This is a genomic window from Streptomyces sp. NPDC006872, from assembly GCF_040635845.1.
In the GTDB taxonomy this organism is placed as follows: domain Bacteria; phylum Actinomycetota; class Actinomycetes; order Streptomycetales; family Streptomycetaceae; genus Streptomyces.
In genome coordinates this window covers 301955-320789 of the sequence record NZ_JBEYIL010000008.1, presented here as the reverse complement: position 1 = coordinate 320789, position 18835 = coordinate 301955, and the positions used below count along the sequence as shown (strand labels likewise).

14 protein-coding genes are annotated in these 18835 nt (G+C 72.6%); 4 read left to right on the top strand and 10 right to left on the bottom strand.

Annotation, left to right across the window (positions count from 1 at the left end; all coding sequences use genetic code 11):
- Window positions 1-14: 14 nt before the first annotated feature.
- Window positions 15-908 carry an LLM class flavin-dependent oxidoreductase gene (locus tag ABZ725_RS25100; protein WP_358804817.1) on the top strand — a complete coding sequence of 298 codons (894 nt, stop codon included), beginning with the start codon at window positions 15-17 and terminating at the stop codon, window positions 906-908.
- 150 nt (window positions 909-1058) lie between these two features.
- Here the strand turns inward: ABZ725_RS25100 and ABZ725_RS25095 are convergent, their stop codons facing one another.
- Window positions 1059-1481: a VOC family protein gene (locus ABZ725_RS25095; protein ID WP_358804816.1), complete on the bottom strand. Its 423-nt coding sequence runs from the start codon at window positions 1479-1481 to the stop codon at window positions 1059-1061.
- A gap of 204 nt (window positions 1482-1685) precedes the next feature.
- Between ABZ725_RS25095 and ABZ725_RS25090 the strand changes: the two genes are divergently transcribed.
- Window positions 1686-2387, top strand: a complete 702-nt coding sequence (locus ABZ725_RS25090; RefSeq protein ID WP_358804815.1) for a TetR/AcrR family transcriptional regulator C-terminal domain-containing protein — start codon at window positions 1686-1688, stop codon at window positions 2385-2387.
- Window positions 2388-2539: 152 nt separating this feature from the next.
- On the top strand, window positions 2540-3529 hold the full coding sequence (locus ABZ725_RS25085) for an NAD(P)-dependent alcohol dehydrogenase (RefSeq protein WP_358804814.1): 990 nt from the start codon (window positions 2540-2542) through the stop codon (window positions 3527-3529).
- Window positions 3530-3602: 73 nt separating this feature from the next.
- Here the strand turns inward: ABZ725_RS25085 and ABZ725_RS25080 are convergent, their stop codons facing one another.
- The 3 genes from ABZ725_RS25080 to ABZ725_RS25070 all read right to left on the bottom strand — a co-directional run bounded on the left by ABZ725_RS25080 (window position 3603) and on the right by ABZ725_RS25070 (window position 7536).
- Window positions 3603-5111 (bottom strand): hypothetical protein, encoded by a 1509-nt coding sequence (locus tag ABZ725_RS25080; RefSeq protein ID WP_358804813.1) that lies wholly within the window; start codon window positions 5109-5111, stop codon window positions 3603-3605.
- Between the two features lie 190 nt (window positions 5112-5301).
- Entirely contained in the window at window positions 5302-6867 is a 1566-nt protein-coding gene (locus ABZ725_RS25075; RefSeq protein WP_358804812.1) for a serine/threonine-protein kinase, read from the bottom strand.
- Between the two features lie 132 nt (window positions 6868-6999).
- Window positions 7000-7536, bottom strand: coding sequence for a hypothetical protein (locus tag ABZ725_RS25070; RefSeq protein WP_358804811.1), 537 nt, complete (start codon window positions 7534-7536; stop codon window positions 7000-7002).
- 209 nt (window positions 7537-7745) lie between these two features.
- Between ABZ725_RS25070 and ABZ725_RS25065 the strand changes: the two genes are divergently transcribed.
- The gene (locus ABZ725_RS25065) at window positions 7746-9716 is read left to right on the top strand and encodes a potassium transporter Kup (RefSeq protein ID WP_358804810.1); all 1971 of its coding nucleotides are present in this window, start codon (window positions 7746-7748) and stop codon (window positions 9714-9716) included.
- A 73-nt stretch (window positions 9717-9789) separates the two neighbouring features.
- Here ABZ725_RS25065 and ABZ725_RS25060 read toward each other — a convergent pair whose 3' ends face one another.
- The 6 genes from ABZ725_RS25060 to ABZ725_RS25035 all read right to left on the bottom strand — a co-directional run bounded on the left by ABZ725_RS25060 (window position 9790) and on the right by ABZ725_RS25035 (window position 18784).
- Window positions 9790-11001, bottom strand: a complete 1212-nt coding sequence (locus ABZ725_RS25060) for a substrate-binding domain-containing protein (RefSeq protein WP_358804809.1) — start codon at window positions 10999-11001, stop codon at window positions 9790-9792.
- Window positions 10998-12044, bottom strand: a complete 1047-nt coding sequence (locus ABZ725_RS25055; RefSeq protein WP_358804808.1) for an ABC transporter permease — start codon at window positions 12042-12044, stop codon at window positions 10998-11000. The genes ABZ725_RS25060 and ABZ725_RS25055 overlap by 4 nt, the downstream gene beginning before the upstream one ends.
- Window positions 12041-13678: a sugar ABC transporter ATP-binding protein gene (locus ABZ725_RS25050; RefSeq protein WP_358804807.1), complete on the bottom strand. Its 1638-nt coding sequence runs from the start codon at window positions 13676-13678 to the stop codon at window positions 12041-12043. Before ABZ725_RS25050 ends, ABZ725_RS25055 begins: the two co-directional genes overlap by 4 nt.
- Before the next feature lie 71 nt (window positions 13679-13749).
- Window positions 13750-16617, bottom strand: coding sequence for a SpoIIE family protein phosphatase (locus ABZ725_RS25045; protein WP_358804806.1), 2868 nt, complete (start codon window positions 16615-16617; stop codon window positions 13750-13752).
- Between the two features lie 119 nt (window positions 16618-16736).
- On the bottom strand, window positions 16737-17705 hold the full coding sequence (locus ABZ725_RS25040; RefSeq protein ID WP_358804805.1) for a cyclase family protein: 969 nt from the start codon (window positions 17703-17705) through the stop codon (window positions 16737-16739).
- Window positions 17702-18784: an NAD(+)/NADH kinase gene (locus ABZ725_RS25035; protein ID WP_358804804.1), complete on the bottom strand. Its 1083-nt coding sequence runs from the start codon at window positions 18782-18784 to the stop codon at window positions 17702-17704. Before ABZ725_RS25035 ends, ABZ725_RS25040 begins: the two co-directional genes overlap by 4 nt.
- Window positions 18785-18835 lie beyond the last annotated feature (51 nt).

Here is an 18835-nt window from a genome sequence, read left to right as displayed (position 1 = left end):
CGACTCACGGTTCCATGGCGCAATCTCCCACTCCCCGCTTCGGGATCATGACCGCTCCCTCGCAGGTCGACTACGACGACATCCTGCGGGTCTGGCGTGAGGCCGACACCCTCCCGGAGATCGAGCACGCATGGCTGTTCGATCACCTCATGCCGATCGGCGGCGACCCCGACGGCGTGACCTACGAAGGCTGGACTCTGCTCTCCGCCCTGGCCGCCCACACCCGACGGCTGCGTCTGGGCGTGATGGTGACCAGCAATCGTTTCCGGCCGCCGGCGATGCTGGCGAAGATCGCCGCGACCGTCGACGTCGTCTCCGGCGGACGCCTCGACTTCGGCATCGGCGTCGGCTCACGCCCCGGCCACCCCTTGGCCCGGCGCGAGTACGCCGCCCACGGTCTGCCCTTCCACGACACCGCCCAGGCCGTGGGCGGCCTCGCCGAGGCGTGCACGGTGATCCGGCGGCTGTGGACCGAGACCGAGCCGTTCGACTTCCACGGCACCCATGTCCAGCTGACCGGCGCCTTCGGCAACCCCAAGCCGGTCCAACGCCCCCACCCGCCGATCCTCATCGGCGGGCGCGCCGCCTCGACGCTGCGGGTGGTCGCCGAGCACGCCGACCTGTGGAACATCCCGGGCGGCGACATCGTCGACGCCGTCGAGCGCAGCGCACTGCTGGACCGCTACTGCGCCGAGATCGGGCGCGATCCCGCCGCCATCACGCGCTCGATCGTGCTCCACGTCTCCTATGACGACCCCGGCGCGACCCGGGACGCGATCGCCGAAGCGATCGACGCCGGTTTCCGGCACATCGTCCTCGGACTGGCCGCGCCCTACCCCGACGACGTCGCACGCTGGGTCGCGGAGCAACTCGTCGCCGCCTCGCTCGGGGGACGCCGCCCGGTGTGAGGGCACCGCATCGAGGCCGGCCGGGGGTGCGAGGCCGACGCCTGGGCGGCCGACCTGGTCACCGGTCTCGGCCCGTACTGGCCGGCCTCGTACCCGGCCGGCCTCGTACCCGGTCTCGAACCGGCCTCGGTCCCGTACCCGGCCTCGGTCTCAGCCCTGTGCCGCGGTGATGTTGACCATCCACGTGATGCCGAAGCGGTCCGTACACATGCCGAACACATCGCCCCACATCTGCTTGTCCAGCGGCACCGACACCGTGCCGTCGGCGGACAGCTTGTCCCAGTAGCCGCGCAGCTCGGTGTCGTCGTCCCCGCTCAGGCTCACGGAGAAGTTGGTGCCGACGGTGAAGTCCGTGCCGGGCGGGGTGTCCGCGGCCATCAGGGTGAAGCCGCTCGGGGTCTCCAGCATGCCGTGCATGATCTTGTCCGCGCCGGCCGAGCCCGGGGCTTCGCCCTGGCCGAAGTCGCCGTACGTGTTCAGCGACAGGGTGCCGCCGAAGACCTCCTTGTAGCGCTCCAGCGCCTGCCGGGCCTCGCCGGCGAAGGTGATGTAGGGGTTGAGTCGCGAAGCCATGGAATCCTCCTGAAAGAGGCAGCGGGTCGGTTCTGCGGACATTAGCCGGGGGCACTGACAACGGCACCCGGGACGGTTCCGGCTGCATCGGCTCCGTCCCCCATATGACCGACGCGAGACGCCGAACTCATCGGTGGTCACGGACGTTGTACCTTCGTCGACGGGAACGAGGGGCGGCTCCGGGGCCTGCCCGCACGGAAGGGGATGGTGGAGATGGCCACGCAGGTCGGCACCGCCACGCAACCCCGTGCGCCGTTGAGCAGGCAGCGGGTGCTGAGTGCCGCCGTCGCCCTCGCCGACGAAGGCGGAGTCGACGCGCTCAGCATGCGCAGGATCGCGCAGGCGCTCGGTGTCGTGCCCATGGCGCTGTACAAGCACGTGGCGAACAAGAACGAGCTGCTCGACGGCATGATCGACGCCCTCGTCGGCGAGATCGACCCGCCGGCCGACGACGCCGACTGGAAGACCGCCGTCCGGCTGCGGGTGCTGTCGGCCCGCCGCATGCTGCTGCGCCACCCGTGGGCGCCCGAGGTCATCGAGTCGCGGATGAAGGCGCGGTCCGCCCCGACGCCCGCACTCATGGCGTATCTGGACTCGATGATCGGGATCTTCCGGGCCGGGGGGTTCTCACTCGACCTGGTCCATCACGCGATGCACGTCATGGGGAGCCGTCTGCTGGGCTTCTCCCAGGAGTTGTTCGAGGACAGCTCCGACCGCGAGCCGGATCCGGACGCGCTGCCGCCCGAGGAGATGGCCGCGCGCTATCCCCACATCACGGAACTGGCCATGGCGGTCGCCCATGACGAGGAGTCCGTGGTCGGCTCGGGCTGCGACGACCAGTTCGAGTTCGAGTTCGCGCTGGACCTGACCCTGGACGGCCTCGAACGGCTCCAGCGCACGACCTGATCCACTCGCGTGGTTTGTCTTTTTCGGTCCTCTTTCCTCTCCTTTCCTCTTCGCCCCTTGACGGGTGTACGGCGTACACCTACCGTGCGACTGGAGGTGTACGCCGTACACCTCCAGTCGCGATCACGAGGTGACAGGGGAGACGAGACCTGATGAAGGCGATCGTTCAGGAGCGGTTCGGTCCGCCGGACACACTGCGGCTCGCGGACACCGACCGGCCGACGGCCGGGGCCGGCCAGGTGCTGGTACGGGTGCATGCCGCCGCCCTCAACCCCTACGACTGGCACATGCTGCGCGGCGACCCGTATGTGGCACGGCTGATGGGCGGAGTGGGGCTGAACCGGCCCAAGCGCCGGGTCGCCGGCATCGACGCGGCCGGACGGGTGGAGGCGGTCGGCGCCGACGTGCACGGGCTCGAGCCCGGCGACGAGGTGCTGGGCTTCTGCCCGGGCTCCTTCGCCGAGTACGCGCTCACCACCGCGGACCTGCTGGTGCCCAAGCCCGTCGGCCTGACCTTCGAGCAGGCCGCGGCCGTGCCGATGGGGGCGGTGACCGCCCTGCGCGGCATCCGGACCGTGGGGCGGACGCAGGCCGGGCAGCGGGTGCTGGTCAACGGGGCCGCCGGTGGCGTCGGCACGTTCGCCGTGCAGATCGCCGCGGCCCTCGGCGCGGAGGTCACCGGGGTGTGCAGTGCCCGCAACGCCGACCTGGTGGCCGCACTGGGCGCCGCGCATGTCGTCGACTACGCCCAGGAGGACTTCACCGACGGTCGCGTGCGCTACGACGTCATCCTGGACAACGTCGGCAACCGCCCGCTGAGCCGGCTGCGCCGGGCGCTCGCCCCGAGCGGGACCCTGGTGGCCAACGGCGGCGGCTCGCCCGGCCATGTCTTCGGAGCGGTCGGCTCCATGCTGCGGCTGGTCGCGGCCGACGCGTTCGCCCGGCAGCGGCTCCGCCCGATCCTTCCGTCGGCCCCGGCCGGTCCCACCCACGAGGACCTGCTCGCCGTCATCGCGCTCATCGAGGCCGGCACGCTCACCCCGGTGGTCGACCGGACCTACCCCCTGGCCGACACCGCCGAAGGCGTGCGCCATGTGGAGCGGGGCCATGCCCGCGGCAAGGCCGTGATCACCGTGCTGTGAGTGCTGTGAGTGCTGTGAGTGCTGTGAGTGCCGTGAGCGCGCGGAGCGGCGGGTCGCCCCGTGTGACGGACGCTCAGGGCGCCGCTGTCCGCGAGGCGGTCGGCGTCACGTACACCCGCCAGCCGGCCACCTCGTGCCAGGGCCAGGCGCGCGCGTACGCGGGCGGGCCGGCGTCCCCCTTCGCCAGTACGGCGACGGGGGTGTGGCGCGCGGTGTGCAGCAGGGTCGCCGCCGTGGTGTTGGCGTTGTGGCCGACGGTCGCCACGGAGGAGCAGCCCGCGTAGAAGGCGATCGGGACGTTGAAGTGCCCGGTGAGCAGACAGGGCGGCCGGATGCCGAGCCGGTGCAGGCCGGCGGCGACGTGGGTCCAGTTGTGGTGGGCGGCCGTGGTCCGCCGCACCGTGCGGTCCAGCACGGCGAACTGCACGGCGAGGTGCCCGGCCAGCGCGACGGTCACGCAGATCACCGCCACCGTCCGCCGGATCCGGCCCGGCGTCGTGACCAGGCGGACGAGCAGGTCGGCGACCGGCACGGCGAGCAGCGCGTAGGCGGGCAGCAGGAAGCGGGGCGCGGCGTATCCGATGAGGAAGAGGTAGGGGAAGGCCGCCGTCGCGGCGCAGGCCAGCGGCACCAGCGTGGCAGCCGTGCGGCGGGCCCGGACGGCGACCACGAGTGCGAGGGCGGCGAGCAGCGGGAGGGCGTACCACCAGAGCGTCACCGCCGGGTGGGGCAGGTCGCCCGTGCACGGGCGGCACAGGGTACGTCCGCCCATGCTGCGCAGTTGGTCCGCGACGGCGATGTTCCAGCCCAGGCCGCCCTGGATGCGGGAGCCGTCCGACAGCCGCTGCGCCAGGCCGCCGTAGGAGACGTACGCCTCGACGACCCACTGGGCGGCCCCGGCGACCAGGCCGCCGGCCAGCGCCGGCAGCAGCGCGAGCCGCCGCCACTTCGGTACGCACACGAGCAGCGCGAGCAGCGGCAGGGTCGCCCAGAGTGCGTCCGTGGGGCGCATCCAGGCCATCAGGGCGGCGCTCAGGCCCACGCCCCACAGGGCCGTGCGGTCGCGGCGGTCGTCCTGGGCGCGCAGGAAGTACCCGGTGCCGGCCAGGGCGGCGACGGCGACCCAGTAGTTGGGCATGGCCTGCGGGCCGTAGAACAGCGTCACCCACAACGTGGCGAACAGGCCGCCCGCGGTCGCGAGGACGCGGATCGGGAAGACGCCCCGCCAGGCGTGCAGCGCGAGGAACAGCGTCAGGCCGGACAGGGCCGCCAGGTAGACCCGCAGCAGTTCGGTGGACGACGACCACGCGGCGATCGGGGCCACCAGCAGCGGGACGCCACGGGCGCGCGGGGCGCTGAAGAACGCGGCCGGCGCGTGCGGGCTGACCTGGCTGACGTAGACCGTCTCGTCCCAGCCGAGTCCCATCCCCGGCCGGACGAGGAGGAGTTGGGCCAGGGTGAAGGCGCCTGCGACGAAGGCGAGCCATGCAGTGCCGCGAACCGGCCACCGAGCGCCCTCGGCCGTCGGCGCCACTCGCCCGCGGGCGCTGCCGACCAGCGTGGCCTGGGAGCTGTCGGTCATCGCTCACCCCTTGCCCCTACCGCCCGCAGGGTCCGTTTCGCCCCATGGGACGCGGGGCTGCGACAAGGGCCGGTCCAGCAGCCCCTACAGCCGCAACGTTTCATCCATGGTCGGCCCGGGCGCGCGGGGCACCGCCGAACGGCGTAACGCGCCTCGATGCTTCAAGGTGCCTCAAGGGCGTGTCGGGTGGTCAAGGTTGGTGCGTGACGGTCACCTGCACGGTCATCGAGCCCCGGTTGTCCTGGGAGCAGAAGCCGGCGACGTCGTTCGCGCCCAGTTGCAGGGTGCCGTTCCCGGCGGCCCGGAAGGTCAGCTTCTGCCCGACGGAGTGGACCGGGGAGTCCTGCTCGCCCACGAGACGCGCCAGCAGGGCGCCGAACGGAGCCGTGGGCTTGACCTTGCAGTCCTTCGCCCCCTCCATCAGCTTGTCGGTGGCGGCGTCGTAGCCGCTCGGCCCGGTCATGGGCCAGTTGCGGTAGTCGCCCGTCCACTCTCCCGAGAGGAAGTGGACGGTTACCGTGTCGCCCCGCTGGACGGACACTCCGGCCACCGGCTGCCAGCTGGTCGCCGACTGGACGACCTGGCGGGTGGTCGTCGTCTTCGGGTCCTCCTTGAGCGGCAGCGTGCCGGTGGCGAAGAGACCGCCCACGACGCCCGCGGCCGCCACGGTCGTACCGGCCAGTGCCCACCACAGCCGCCTCCGGCCCGCCGGACGCGGCGGCTGCGCGGCCGCGGGTCCGAGCGAGGTGGTGTGCACCGCCGTCGGCACGGTCCCCCAGGCCGGGACGAGCCGCCCCTGGCCGCTGGTCACCGTGTCCGCGTCGGCCGACGGCGTCGAGGGCCACGGCACCCGCTCGGTCGCCGACGGCAGTGGCCCGGCGTCGGCCTCTCCCGCCGCCACGCGCCGCAGCGCGGCACGCGTGCCCGCCGCCGAAGGACGCTCGTCCGGGGACTTGCGCAGCAGCGCCTCGATCACCGGACGCAGGGGGCCGAGCCGCTCCGACAGGGCGGGGCCCTCGTACGCCACCGCGTGCAGTGTCGCGGGCCGTGCCGGTCGGCGGAACGGGGAGTGCCCGCCGCAGACCGTGGCGAGGGTCGCGCCCAGCGACCACAGGTCGGAGGCCGGTCCGACCTCCGCTCCCAGCACCCGCTCGGGCGCCATGAAATCGAGGGAGCCGACCAGTTCGCCGGTGGTCGTCAGGAACTCGCCGTCGTCCAGGGCCGCGATGCCGAAGTCGGTGAGGACGGCGGCGCCGCCGGGGCGCAGCAGCACGTTGGCGGGCTTGACGTCACGATGCAGGGTGCCGGCCGCGTGCACGGCTTCCAGCGCGTCGAGGAGTTGCAGACCGAGGGCGGCCGTGTGCTGCGGGGTGAGCGGTCCGGTCTCGGCGATCCGGTGCGCCAGCGAGGGGCCCTCGACGAGTTCCATGACGATCCACAGCCGGTCCTCGGCCTCGATCAGATCGTGGATGCCGACCACGTGCGGGTGCGGCACCCGGGCCACCGCGCGCGCCTCACGGACGGCGCGGCGCACCCGGACGCGGTGCTCCTCGTCGCCGTGGGGGAGGAAGTGCAGTTCCTTGGCGGCGACCGGACGGTCCAGCAGTTGGTCGTGAGCGCGCCAGACCGTGCCCATGCCGCCCCTGCCGAGGACATCCTGGAGCAGATACCGGTCGGCGATCAGTCGTGCTGAGCCGCGCTCCGAATGTGTCGCCGCCTGGTGATCGCCATGTCCGGATATCACGAGCTCTCTCACGTTTCCTTGGGCATTCGTTCGAACGGCGCCGAGCATAGCCGAGCACAGCCCGGTGACATGCCGTCAACTTACCTGTGAGGAAGGGGATTTGACGGACCGGGCAAAGGCCGCCGCCGGGGACCGGCGTCGAACCTAGGGCCGGTCGAGGGCGTGCTCCTTGAGGAAGGCCCCTGCGTGGGCCGCGGCCTCTTCCTTCGTCGCGTACCGGGTGTCGTCGGCGGCCGGGCCGTGCGTTCCGTCGGCGCCCCGGCCGGTCCACGCCCAGCCGCCGGACGCGGGGTCCTGCCCCAGTTCGGCCACTCCGCCGCACAGTTCGAGCGTGGCGCTCGGCTGCGCTGCCCTGGCAGCCGAGCGGTTGACGGCGTCGGGCCACTTCTTGCGGGCGCCCTGTCGGGTGATGCCCCAGACGGCGCCCAACTGTTCGTAGCTCGCTCCGTAGGCTCCGGCGGTCCCCGCCGCGACGGCGGTCAGCCGCTTGACCTCCGCGTCCACCGCCTTCCAGGCGGCCAGCACGGACAGCGCCACCTCGACCGGATCCGCCTCCCACATGCGGTCCGCGGGCAGCCCTGAGGCTCGCGAGCGCAGCGCCGACGCGAGCGGATGGAGAGCGTCGTAGAGGGCCTTGTCGAGCTCTGTCTGTTCCTCGGGGGTGATCTCGGATGAGGTCATGCGACAACTCTAGTTAACGAATAGCATCTTGTAAACTTTTGTTTCCGAGTCGGATCGCCGCGACGTGGGGCCGTAGCCGGCCGAGCGTTGTCGCGCAGTGCTGTCACGAAATGTGTGAGTGGCTGTGTCGATGGTTGCGTGATGGGATCGACCCGTCCCGTACGTCGCGTCGACCTCACGGCGCGTCGACCCGGTGGAGGAGGGTTGCCGTGAGCGATCGTCAGCACCCGACCGGGCCGGACGACGGTTCCGTGCCGCGATCGGAGTCGGCCGGCGGGCCGAGCGCACGGGAAGCCGTCCGCCTCGCTGTGGTGATCGGCGCCCTCGGCGTCGTGTTCGGCGACATCGGGACCAGCCCGATCTACACCCTCCAGACCGTGTTCAACCCGGACGACCCGCACCCCGTCCCGGTCAGCACGGCGAACGTGTACGGGGTGGTGTCCCTCGTGTTCTGGTCGGTGATGATCATCGTCATGGTCACCTACGTCCTGCTGGCGATGCGCGCCGACAACGACGGCGAGGGCGGCATCATGGCGCTGATCACGCTGCTGAGGCGGCAGAGCGAACAGCGAGGACGACAGGCCGCCGCCTTCCTCGCGGCGCTGGGCATCTTCGGCGCCTCGCTGTTCTTCGGAGACAGCATGATCACCCCCGCGATCTCGGTCCTGTCCGCGGTCGAGGGGCTCAAGGTCGTCGAGCCGTCCATGGACGACGCGGTCGTCCCGATCACCGTAGTGATCATCGTGGCGCTGTTCCTGGTGCAGCGCAGAGGGACCGCGGCCGTCGGCAGGGTGTTCGGACCGGTGATGATCCTCTGGTTCGTCTCCATCGGAGCCTGCGGCGTGGACGGCATCGTCGACCACCCGGAGATCCTCAAGGCGCTGTCGCCGTCATACGCACTCGGCTTCCTGACCGGCCACTTCGGCACCGCGTTCTTCGCCCTGGCCGCGGTCGTGCTGGCGGTCACCGGCGCCGAGGCGCTCTACGCCGACATGGGGCACTTCGGACGCCGGGCGATCACCCGCGCCTGGCTGCTCCTCGTCTTCCCCGCGTGCATGCTCAGCTATCTGGGCCAGGGCGCCCTGATCCTGGGCGACCAGGCGCACGTCAGCAGCCCGTTCTTCCTGCTCGTGCCCGAGTGGGGTCGATGGCCCATGGTCGTGCTGGCCACGGCCGCGACGGTGATCGCCTCCCAGGCGGTGATCACCGGGGCCTACTCGGTCGCCTCCCAGGCGGCCCGGCTCGGCTACCTGCCCAGGCTGCGGATCGAGCACACCTCCGAGTCCACCATCGGCCAGATCTACGTCCCGTGGATCAACTGGCTGCTGATGGTCTCGGTCCTCACCCTCGTCTTCGCCTTCCGCAGCTCCGCGGCGCTGGCCTACGCGTTCGGCATGGCGGTGACCGGGACCATCACGATCACCACCCTCCTGTTCTTCTACGTCGCCCGGGTCAAGTGGGCGACGCCGCGATGGCTGCTCGCCGGCGGCCTGAGCGTGCTGCTGTTCGTGGACCTGCTCTTCGTGGCGGCCAACCTCACCAAGCTCGTCCACGGCGCCTGGCTGCCGCTGCTGATCGGCGTCACCGCGTTCACCGTCATGACCACCTGGCAACGCGGCCGCGCGATCGTCACCGAGGAGCGGGTACGGCACGAAGGCCCGCTGCCCGAGTTCATCGACCGACTGCGCACCGGGGAGGCGCCGACGTTCCGGGTGCCCGGTACGGCCGTCTTCCTCAACCGCGGCAGACAGACGGCGCCGCTGGCCATGCGGGCCAACGTCGAGCACAACCATGTGCGACACGAGCAGGTCGTGATCCTCTCCCTCGAGACCGAGCCCGTGCCCAGGGTGCCGGCCGACCGGCGGATGAGCGTGGACCCCCTCGGCTACGGCGACGACGGGATCATCTACGTCACCGCCCGGTACGGCTACCTGGAGACACCGGACGTGCCCGCCGCACTGGCGACGCTCGACCCGGCCCTGACCGAGGGGCGGCTGGAGTTGGACCAGGCGTCCTACTTCGTGTCGAAGATCAAGCTCCGGCGAGGAACGGAGCCGACCATGGCGGCCTGGCGAAAGCGGCTGTTCATCGCCACCTCCTACATCACCGCGGACGCCGCCGAGCACTTCGGCCTGCCCCGCGACCGCACGGTCATCATGGGAGCGCACATCGACGTGTAGCGGATCCCTCGACCGTGATCCCGGACACCGACGGCTCTCGCGCGAGCCCTGCATCCGCTCGTCTGACCACGCGTCACCGGCCCCAGATCATCCGGTAGGCCTCCTGGTAGCCCGACGGGTCCCAGGAGGTGGCGCCCTGGCTGTTCTCGGCCGTCGCGATGTGGACGGGGGCCACATACCCGCTGGCGGGCCGGCCGGAGAAGGCGCGGTTGAACTCGTCGACGATCTGCCAGCCCTGCAGGGTCAGTGGCTCGGGCACCGTGGCGGACTGGTACTGCCTGCTGTCGATGCGCTGGAAGGCCGAGGGGTCGCCGTCGCCCGCACCGATGTTGAAGGGCGGGCCGGAGCCCTTGCGGCCGGCCGCGCGGAAGGCGGGGGCGGCGTCGGCGAAGTACAGGTCGTTGATGGCGACGGAGTGGGTCCACCTGCCTCGGAACCGGGAGAGGAGGGTGGAGATCTCCCACCGGGTGCGGTTGCTCGCGTCCGCGATCGGGATGTTCTCGTACGAGAGCAGCCGCACGCCCGAGCAGGTGGCGAGTTCCTCTCTGATCAGTTCGGACTTGTGCTTGGCGAACGGGATCGAGGCGTCCGTGATGAGCACGACCCCGGCGCGACCGTCGGAGTGCGCGATGATCCACTGCGCACTGATGTCGGCCACGTCCTCGACCCGCGTGGTGACGTTGGTGAAGAGCTCGGGGCGCCGACTGGGACCCGGTGTGGCGACCGCGTGCCAGCCGATGAGCGGGATGCCCTCGGCGTTGGCCCGGGAGACCTGCCGGGTCGTCGAGCCGGGGTCGAAGCCGCCGATGACGATGCCGGACGGCCTGAGCGTCACGGCCTCGCTCATGGCCGCCTGGATGCCCGCGGGCGTCCCTCCGCCGTCGATCACCCGGACGTTCCATCCGATCGCCCGCGCGGCCTCCCGCACCCCCTTCGCGGCGCCCGCGACCCCGGGATTGATCATGGCCTGGGCGACGTAGACGAGGCTCTTGCCGGATGTCGCCGCGGGCCCGGTGGTCGGACCGTTCCAGGGGACGTCGGTCTGCTCCGCCCGGATGACGGCGGCCTGAGCCCTGCCGCGAACGGAAGGACAGCCGCCCGGACCGCCTGTCGAGGCCCCACCCGACCCGTCCGCCGAGCCCCGCTCGCACCCGACGAGAAGGCTTGCCGTCGCCGCCGCCGCCAGGACACCCGCAACGAGCCGCGACCGCGGACTGCGGACCGGGCGGCGGTCCCGATACCCAGGGCGGGCCGGCGGCGAGGCCCGCCGGGTTCGCCCGGTCATGGTGTGGGGCCCGTCGTGCCGGCGGGTTCCGGCGCCGGTGCGGGCTCCGGGCCCCTGCGCAGACGGTGGCGGGCTGTGTAGCCGGCCAGGCCGACGGCGGCCAGGAGGGTGCCGCCGTAGAACAGGGGGACCGCCCAGAAGTCGGCGCCCAGTTGGCCGATGCCGGTGAGGCCCACCGCGAGGACCGCGACGGCGACCACGGTGCCGAAGGAGTTGGGACGGCCGGGCTTGATGGCCGTGGCGCCGAGGAGCGCGCCGACGAACGCGGGCAGCAGATAGTCGAGGCCGACGCTCGGGTTGCCGATCCGCTGCTCGGCCGCGAGCAGCACGCCGGCGCAGCCGACGATCAGCCCCGACGCGGTGAACGCGTAGACGGTGTATCTGCGGGTCGGGATGCCGACGAGGTCGGCGGCGCGCGGGTTCGAGCCGATGACGTACAGGTACCGGCCGAGCGGCAGTCGCTCAAGCATCAGCCAGAGCACGACCGCGAGGGCGAGCACGTAGAACGCGGGGACCGGCAGGCCGAGGAACGTGGAGTCGTACAACTCGGTGAACGCGGTCGGGAGGCCTTGCGGGCCGGGGACGATCCGGCCGCCCTCGGTGACCCAGCCGGTCACGGCGTAGAGCATGCTGCCGGTTCCCAGGGTGGCGATGAAGGAGTCGATCCGGCCGAACACGACGATGACGCCGTTGACGACGCCCATGACCGCCCCTCCGACGATCACCGCGAGACAGGCGAGCGGCCAGGGCCACCCGGCGTGCACGATGAGCTGCATGACCATGACGTGCGCGAGGCCGAGGGCGTAGCCGAGGGAGAGGTCGAACGAGCCGGTCACGATCGGGACCATGGCGGCGAGCGCGAGGACGGCCGGGATCGACTGGGTGTAGAGGATCGAGTCGACCGTGTCCAGCGTGGGAAAGGTGCGGGGCAGGGCGAGGGAGAAGACCAGGAAGAGCAGGGCGGTCAGGGCGAGCAGACCATACGCGCTGATGAGCTGCCCACCGGGGCGATGTCCCCCGGGTCGCCCGCGCGGGGCCGTCATGTGTGCGCCGGGGGTTCGGAAGGGGGCACGGACGGCGGAGCGGAAGGCGGCACGGACGGCGGGCTGGAAGGCGGCACGGACGGTGGCATGGAAGGCGGCATGGCCGAGGCCGCTCGGGTGAGTTCCGCGACCGTGAGGGCCGTACCGCTCAGTTCGGACGTCACGGCTCCGCGCACGAAGACCAGGGCGCGTCGGCACACGCTCGCGACCTCCTCGAAGTCGGTGGAGACGAGCAGGACCGCGAGGCCCGCGGCCACCGCCTCGTCGAGCAGGCGATGGATCGCGGCCTTCGCCCCGACGTCCACGCTCGCGGTCGGCTCCTCGAGGATCAGCAGCCGCAGATCCACACGCAGCCACCGGCCGAGCATGACCTTCTGCTGGTTCCCGCCGGACAGGGTGGCGATGGGCGCCTCGCTGTCGCGGGGGCGCACCGAGAACCGTTCGATGAGCGCGGCGGCCTCGGCGCGTTCGCGGCGGGGGAGGAGCGGGCGCAGCGCGGACAGGCCTCCCGCACGCGGATTGGCCAGCAGGTTCTCCCGGACGGTCAGCCCGGCGGCGCAGCCCTCCCGCACCCGGTCGCCCGGCACGAAGCCGACTCCGAAGCCCACGGCCTCCGCGACCGTACGGGGGCGGTACGGCTGTCCGCCGAGCAGGGACCGCCCGTCTAGGAGGGGCCCGGACCCGGCGAGGGCCCGGCCCAGCTCCAGGTGTCCGGCCCCCGAGAGGCCGACCAGGCCGAGGACTTCCCCGGCCCGCAGCTCCAGGCCGACCGGCCCCGTGCCGACGGTCCGTACGCCGTCGAGGTTCAGGAGGGCAGGTCCGTGGGCCGGAGCCATGGCGGGCCGGTGACCGATCGGTCCCACGCCATCTCTGTCCCTGCCTCCGTCCCCGTCTCCGACTCCGTCCCCGTCTCCGCCGACGATGTCGTGGACCAGGCGGACCGGGCTGTGGTCCGCCAGTGGGCCGTGGCTGACGAGGCGGCCGTCCCGCAGCACGGCGAAGGAGTCGGCGACCCGGTACACCTCGTCCAGCCGGTGGGTCACGTAGAGGATGGCGTGCCCCCGGACGCGCAGGGCGTGCAGCACGTCGAACAGCCGGGCGCAGTCGGCGGCCGGGAGGCGGGCGGTCGGCTCGTCGAGGACGATGAGCTTCGCGCGGGCCGCGAGTGTTCTGGCGATCGCGACCAGCGAGCGCTCGGCCGGATCGAGCCCGGCGATCGGCGCGTCGGGGTCGAGCTGTCCGGCGACGGTCCGCAGGGCGTCGGCGCAGCGCTCGCGGGTCCGCCGCCAGGAGATCAGTCCGGCGCGGCGCGCATAGCCGGCGCTCAGGGCGATGTTCTCGGCGACCGTCATCCACTCCACGAGACCCAGGTCCTGGTGGATGAAGGACATGCTCCGGGAAGCGGCGTGACTGCCGAGCGGGTGCCCGTCCACCGTGATCCGCCCCGCGTCGGCTTGGTGGACGCCGGCCAACACCTTGATCAGCGTCGACTTCCCCGCGCCGTTCGGCCCGAGCAGGGCGAGCGTGCTGCCGGGGTGGACGTCCAGGTCGACGTCGTCCAGCGCGATCGTCCCGCCGAAGCGCTTGCGGAGCCCGCGGACGCGGACCAGGGGCTCCGACGCGAAGGGACGCATGAGTCGATCCTATAGGGATCATTCATTACATTTCAGACATTCACTTCGCGTGCCTGCCTCGCATGCCTGGTTCACGCCGCGTCGAGCTCGCATTCGGCCCAGATGACCTTGCCCTGCGCGAGGTAGCGCGTGCCCCAGCTCCGGGACAGCTGCGCGACGAGGAACAGGCCCCGTCCGCCCTCGTCGGTGCTGGCCGCCCGGCGCAGGTGCGGGGCGGTGTTGGCGGCGTCGGAGACCTCGCAGATCAGGGCGCGGTCGTACAGCAGCCGCACCCGGATGGGCCCGGAGCCATGGCGGACGGCGTTGGTGACCAGCTCGCTCAGGATCAGCTCCGCGGCGAACGAGGCCTCGTCGAGTCCCCAGTCGGCCAGCTGCCGCAGGGCGGCCGCCCGCACGTCGCTGACCAGGGCCGGGTCGGCGGGCAGCTCCCACGTCGCGATGCGGTCGGGGTCCAGCGCGTGGGTGCGGGCGACGAGCAGGGCGATGTCGTCGCAGGGGTGGGCGGGCGCCACGGTGTCCAGGATCGCCTGGCACGTCTCCTCGGGGGTGCGCCCCGGCTGGGCCAGGGCCTCGCGCAGCTGTTCGAGGACCACGTCGACGTCGCGGTGCCGGTCCTCGATGAGCCCGTCGGTGTAGAGGACGAGCTGACTGTCCTGGGGGACGTCGATCTCGACGGCGTCGAAGGGCAGCCCGCCGAGTCCCAGCGGCGGCCCGGCCGGCAGATCGGGATAGGACACCGTGCCGTCGGGGCTGACCAGCGCGGGCGGCGGATGGCCGGCGCGGGCCATGACGCACCGCTGTGTGGTCGGGTCGTAGATGGCGTAGAGGCAGGTCGCGCCGATGATGCCGACGCCCTCGCCGTCGGGGTCCTCCCGGTCCAGCCGTCCCACGAGGTTGTCGAGGTGGACGAGGACCTCGTCCGGCGGGAAGTCGAGTTCGGCGTAGCTGCGCGCGGCGGTGCGCAGCCGGCCCATGGTGGCGGCGGAGAGCATGCCGTGCCCGACGACGTCGCCGACGAGGAGGCCGATGCGGCTGCCCGAGAGCGGGATGACGTCGTACCAGTCGCCGCCTACGTCGGATTCGGCGGGCAGATAGCGGTGGGCGACCTCGACGGCGTCCTGATCGGGCAGGCCGTGCGGGAGCAGTCGGCGCTGCAGGGCCAGGACCATGGCGCGTTCGTGGGTGTAGCGCCGGGCGTTGTCGAGGGACAGGGCGGCCCGGGTGGAGAGTTCCTGGGCGAGCGAACGGTCGTCGTCCCCGTAGGGTTCCCCGGCGCGGTAGAAGCTGGCGATGCCGAGGAGGACGCCGCGTGCGACCAGGGGGACGGCGATGAGGGAGTGGACATGCTCCAGCAGTTGCCGGGTGTGCTCGGGATCCTGGGCGAGCCAGCCCGCCGCAGCCTTCAGATCCGGCTCCAGCACCGCCCGTCCGCTGGTCAGGCAGCGCAGCTGGGGCGCGGTCGGGCCGAACTCGATCCGCTTGCCGACCGGAGTGAAGGGCAGGCCGTCGCGGATGCCGTGGACCACGATGCGGCGCAGGTCCTCGACGGGGTCGGCGGACTCCTCGCCGCGCAGCGCGGCCTCGGGCAGATCGACGGTCACGAAGTCGGCCAGCCGCGGGACCGCCGTCTCGGCCAGCTCCTCGGCGGTGCGGCGCACGTCCAGCGTGGTGCCCATCCGGGCGCTGGCCTCGGACAGCAGCTCCAGACGGCGGCGCGCGGCGACGGCGTACGCCCCCACGTGCGGCTCTCCCAGCAGCACGAGCCCTCTGGCCGCGGGCGACGGCTCCGCGGCTTCGGGCGGCCGCTCGGCCCGCTCGGCCCGCTCGGCCCGCTCGGCCCGCTCGGCCCGCACGGCGACCGCGAGTCGTGGGTGCGATCGGGCCGCCGACAGGACGGCGTGCTCGGCAGCGGATCCGGCAGCGGCTTCGGCGATGGCTTCGGCGGTGGGGAAGTCCGACACCTCGTCGACCTGGTGGGGGACGAGCAGGGGCATCCCCGGGGCGGAGCCGGGGAGCAGCGCCTCGATGGCGATGCCCTGCACCCCGGACTTGCTCGTCATCGGACGGCTCACCAGCGTGATGCGTCGGCCGCCGGGCAGGGAGACGTCGACGGCGGCCCGCTGGGCGCCCGAGATGAGCTCGGCGGCCTTCTCCTTGAGGATCTCCCGGTCGCGGGGGCGCAGATCGAGGGTCGGCGCGCGGTCCAGCCCGTCGGCGGCGTCGGCGCCCGACACGTCGGCTCCGGTCGCCAGATACGCCTGCAGCAGAGCGCGCTCGCGCGTGGAACTCTGCCTCAGCAGCCGCCGCTCCGTGGCCTGGGCCGCCTTGCGGATCACGGCGGTCAGCGCCGGGGTCTCGGCGCTGAGCGGGTAGCCGAAGCAGAGGATGCCCTCGATGCGCCCGCTGAGCGGGTCGCGGACCGGCAGCGCGATGCAGGCGCCCCGCTGGGAGCGCTCCGCGAAGTGCTCGGCGCCGTAGACCCGTATGAGCTGCCGTTCCGCCAGGGCGAGGCCGATGCCGTTGGTGCCCGCGACCTGCTCGGCGAACACGAATCCGGGCACGGTCTGGATCGCCGGAAGCTTTCTGAGCAGCGACGACTGTCCGAAGCGGCGCAGCAGGACGGTACCGCTCGCGTCGGCGAGGGAGATGTTCATCTCGCTGCCGGAGAACCTGGTCTGCAGCCGGTCGAGCACCGGCACAGCGGCGCGGACGAGACGGCCGCCCGAATCGAAGTCCTCCCGGAAGGGCAGGACGGTCTGGTCCGGCGAGAGGCCCAGGGCCAGGCTGCGCCGCCACGAGCTCAGAATGGGCGTCCGGACACCCGCGTCGACCGGCTCGCCCTGCAGAAACCGCTCACGGAAGCGTGTGGGGCCCGTGCCGCCCGTCGCACGTCCCGTCGCTGTCGGTATCGGTGTCGGCTCGCTGTCGGACCGGACCACGCTCTGCCTCGCTCGCCTCTGCCATAAGCCACTTTCCGGAGGAATCCGGCATTGCCGAGGATACGGTCATTGGTGGCGCGAGTCACGGCCGTCACCTCGCGCCCGGCACCGGGCAGCCGTCAGAGAACCGCGATCGGGGTGACGGGCGAGCCCGTGCCGCCCGGCACGTTCAGCGGCGACACGAGAAACAGGAACGTGTGGCGCCCCGCCTCGGCGGTCGCGGCGGAGAGCGCCTCCAGATCGAGGTTGTCCAGCAGCGGCACCCCCATCGCGGCGACGGCCAGGGTGTGCACCGGCGAGTGCACGCCGGCCACCGGCGAGGGCCGCACATCGCTGTCGCCGTCGCCGCCGAGCAACGCGATCCCCCGCTCGGCCAGCAGCGGCACGGCGTCCACATGGAAGCCCGCGCTGCCCGCGCCGGAGTCCCAGGCGCCGAGTTCCGTGCGGCGGCGGACGTGCCCGGAGCGCAGCAGCACCGCGTCGCCCTCGCCGATCGTCACCCCGAGCGCCTCCTCCACGGCGATGACGTCCTCCGCGTGCACCGCCCGGCCCGGCTCCAGCCAGGGGACGCCGAGGGCGGCCGGCAGGTCGAGGAGCACGCCCGTCGTGACCAGGGGGCCGAGCGCCGACACCGCGCCGAAGCGGGCGCCCGCGGCGTCCACGACCTCGTGTGCGGTCCGGCCGTCGTAGAGCCGCCCCCGGTAGGCGATGTGACACAGGGCGTCCAGATGGGTGACGGCCTTGCCGTGGTGGTCGACGGCGATGAAGTCCTTGTAGGCGGTCGGCTCCGGGCTCTCCACGTCACCGAGGTCGGTCATGTGGTGCAGGGCCGGCCGGCGGTTGTCGGGGCCGGGCTCGGTGTTCCAGGGCAGCGCCATCGGGACGACCGTCCCCGACCGTACGCGCGCCGTGGCCCGCCGTACGTGATCGGCGGTCACCCGGTTCCAGGCGCCGCGGTCGGCCGGGGTCCAGCGACCCCACGTCCGCACGGCCTCGAAGAGCGCGTCGAACTCCCGACGGGAGACGGCCGGCCCATTGCCGGCGCCGGACAGCTCGATCCCGGCGTCCCCGGCGGGCCCCGGGCTCATCCGGACGCGCCGGGATGCGAGGCGCCGTCCGGGCCGGCGGGCAGCGCGAGGTGGGCGAGATCGCCCGGCGGAGGACTCGTCACGGACCACAGCGGAGCGGCGTCCCCGTCGGCGATCGCGGCCGGGGCGTCGGTGAGATTCATGCGCTCGCGCAGCCTGCCGTAGAAGTCCGTCGGACCCAGCCGGACCGCTCGAAGCCGCCGCGGAGCCGCGTACACCCCGATCCAGTCGCCCGGGTCGAGCACTCCGCGCAGCTGGCCGTCGACGCTGACGGCCGCCTGACCGGACCGTTCGAGGATCCGCAGCCCGACGGGTTCGTCCGGAGCGGCCACCACCGAGCGGTTGAACGTCATGTGCGGGGCGACCGGAGTGAACACGAGGCCCTCCGCACGGGGCGAGACGACGGGACCGCCGGCGGCGAAGCTGTACGCGGTCGACCCCGTCGGCGTGGCCACCAGCACCGCGTCGGCGGAGTAGGACGCCAGGAGCCGCCCCGCCAGATAGACGCCGACCGACACCTGCCGGTCCCTCGACAGCTTCTCCACGACGATGTCGTTCAGCGCGATGACGTCGAGGGCGACGCCCCAGTCGTCACCGGACTCGCAGTCGAGCCGCACCGCCGGCGCCGGCAACAGCGGCCCGCGGCCGTACCGCAGCAGCGCCGCCACGTCCGGCGGCACCCGCAGCGGGCACGAGGCCCGCATGGTGAGCAGCATCCGGCTCTCGACGGTGAGCCGCTCCTCGCGCACGGCGTCCAACGCCGCCCGGACGGCCGTGGCGGGAACCTCCGTCAGAAAGCCCACCCGGCCGAGATCGACCCCCAGGACCAGGGCGTCGTGCTCGGCGGCCAGCCGGGCCCCGCGCAGGAAGGTGCCGTCGCCGCCCAGCGTGACGACGAGATCCGGGTCTCCCGCGGCGGCGACCTCCTCCCGGGCGCTGTGCCGCTCGCCTTCCCGCCAGACGTCGATGTCCGCGCACCCCACGGCGTTCTCGGCGCACCACGCCCGCACGGCCCGCGCGGCGTCCACGGCCGCCGCGCGCCCACCGTGTACGACCAAGCCGATCCGGTTCACCGCCATGCCTGCCTCCCAGCCGACTCGCGCGGACGCCTAGAAAGCCATAGTCACCGC

Bases quoted from the DNA above. Each gene is read 5' to 3' on its own strand.
- ABZ725_RS25085 (WP_358804814.1), top strand. From the start codon at position 2,540: ATGAAGGCGATCGTTCAGGAGCGGTTCGGTCCGCCGGACACACTGCGG.
- ABZ725_RS25050 (WP_358804807.1), bottom strand. From the start codon at position 13,678: ATGCGTCCCTTCGCGTCGGAGCCCCTGGTCCGCGTCCGCGGGCTCCGC.
- ABZ725_RS25040 (WP_358804805.1), bottom strand. From the start codon at position 17,705: ATGAGCCCGGGGCCCGCCGGGGACGCCGGGATCGAGCTGTCCGGCGCC.
- ABZ725_RS25035 (WP_358804804.1), bottom strand. From the start codon at position 18,784: ATGGCGGTGAACCGGATCGGCTTGGTCGTACACGGTGGGCGCGCGGCG.
- ABZ725_RS25080 (WP_358804813.1), bottom strand. From the start codon at position 5,111: ATGACCGACAGCTCCCAGGCCACGCTGGTCGGCAGCGCCCGCGGGCGA.
- ABZ725_RS25095 (WP_358804816.1), bottom strand. From the start codon at position 1,481: ATGGCTTCGCGACTCAACCCCTACATCACCTTCGCCGGCGAGGCCCGG.
- ABZ725_RS25055 (WP_358804808.1), bottom strand. From the start codon at position 12,044: ATGACGGCCCCGCGCGGGCGACCCGGGGGACATCGCCCCGGTGGGCAG.
- ABZ725_RS25100 (WP_358804817.1), top strand. From the start codon at position 15: ATGGCGCAATCTCCCACTCCCCGCTTCGGGATCATGACCGCTCCCTCG.
- ABZ725_RS25060 (WP_358804809.1), bottom strand. From the start codon at position 11,001: ATGACCGGGCGAACCCGGCGGGCCTCGCCGCCGGCCCGCCCTGGGTAT.
- ABZ725_RS25070 (WP_358804811.1), bottom strand. From the start codon at position 7,536: ATGACCTCATCCGAGATCACCCCCGAGGAACAGACAGAGCTCGACAAG.
- ABZ725_RS25090 (WP_358804815.1), top strand. From the start codon at position 1,686: ATGGTGGAGATGGCCACGCAGGTCGGCACCGCCACGCAACCCCGTGCG.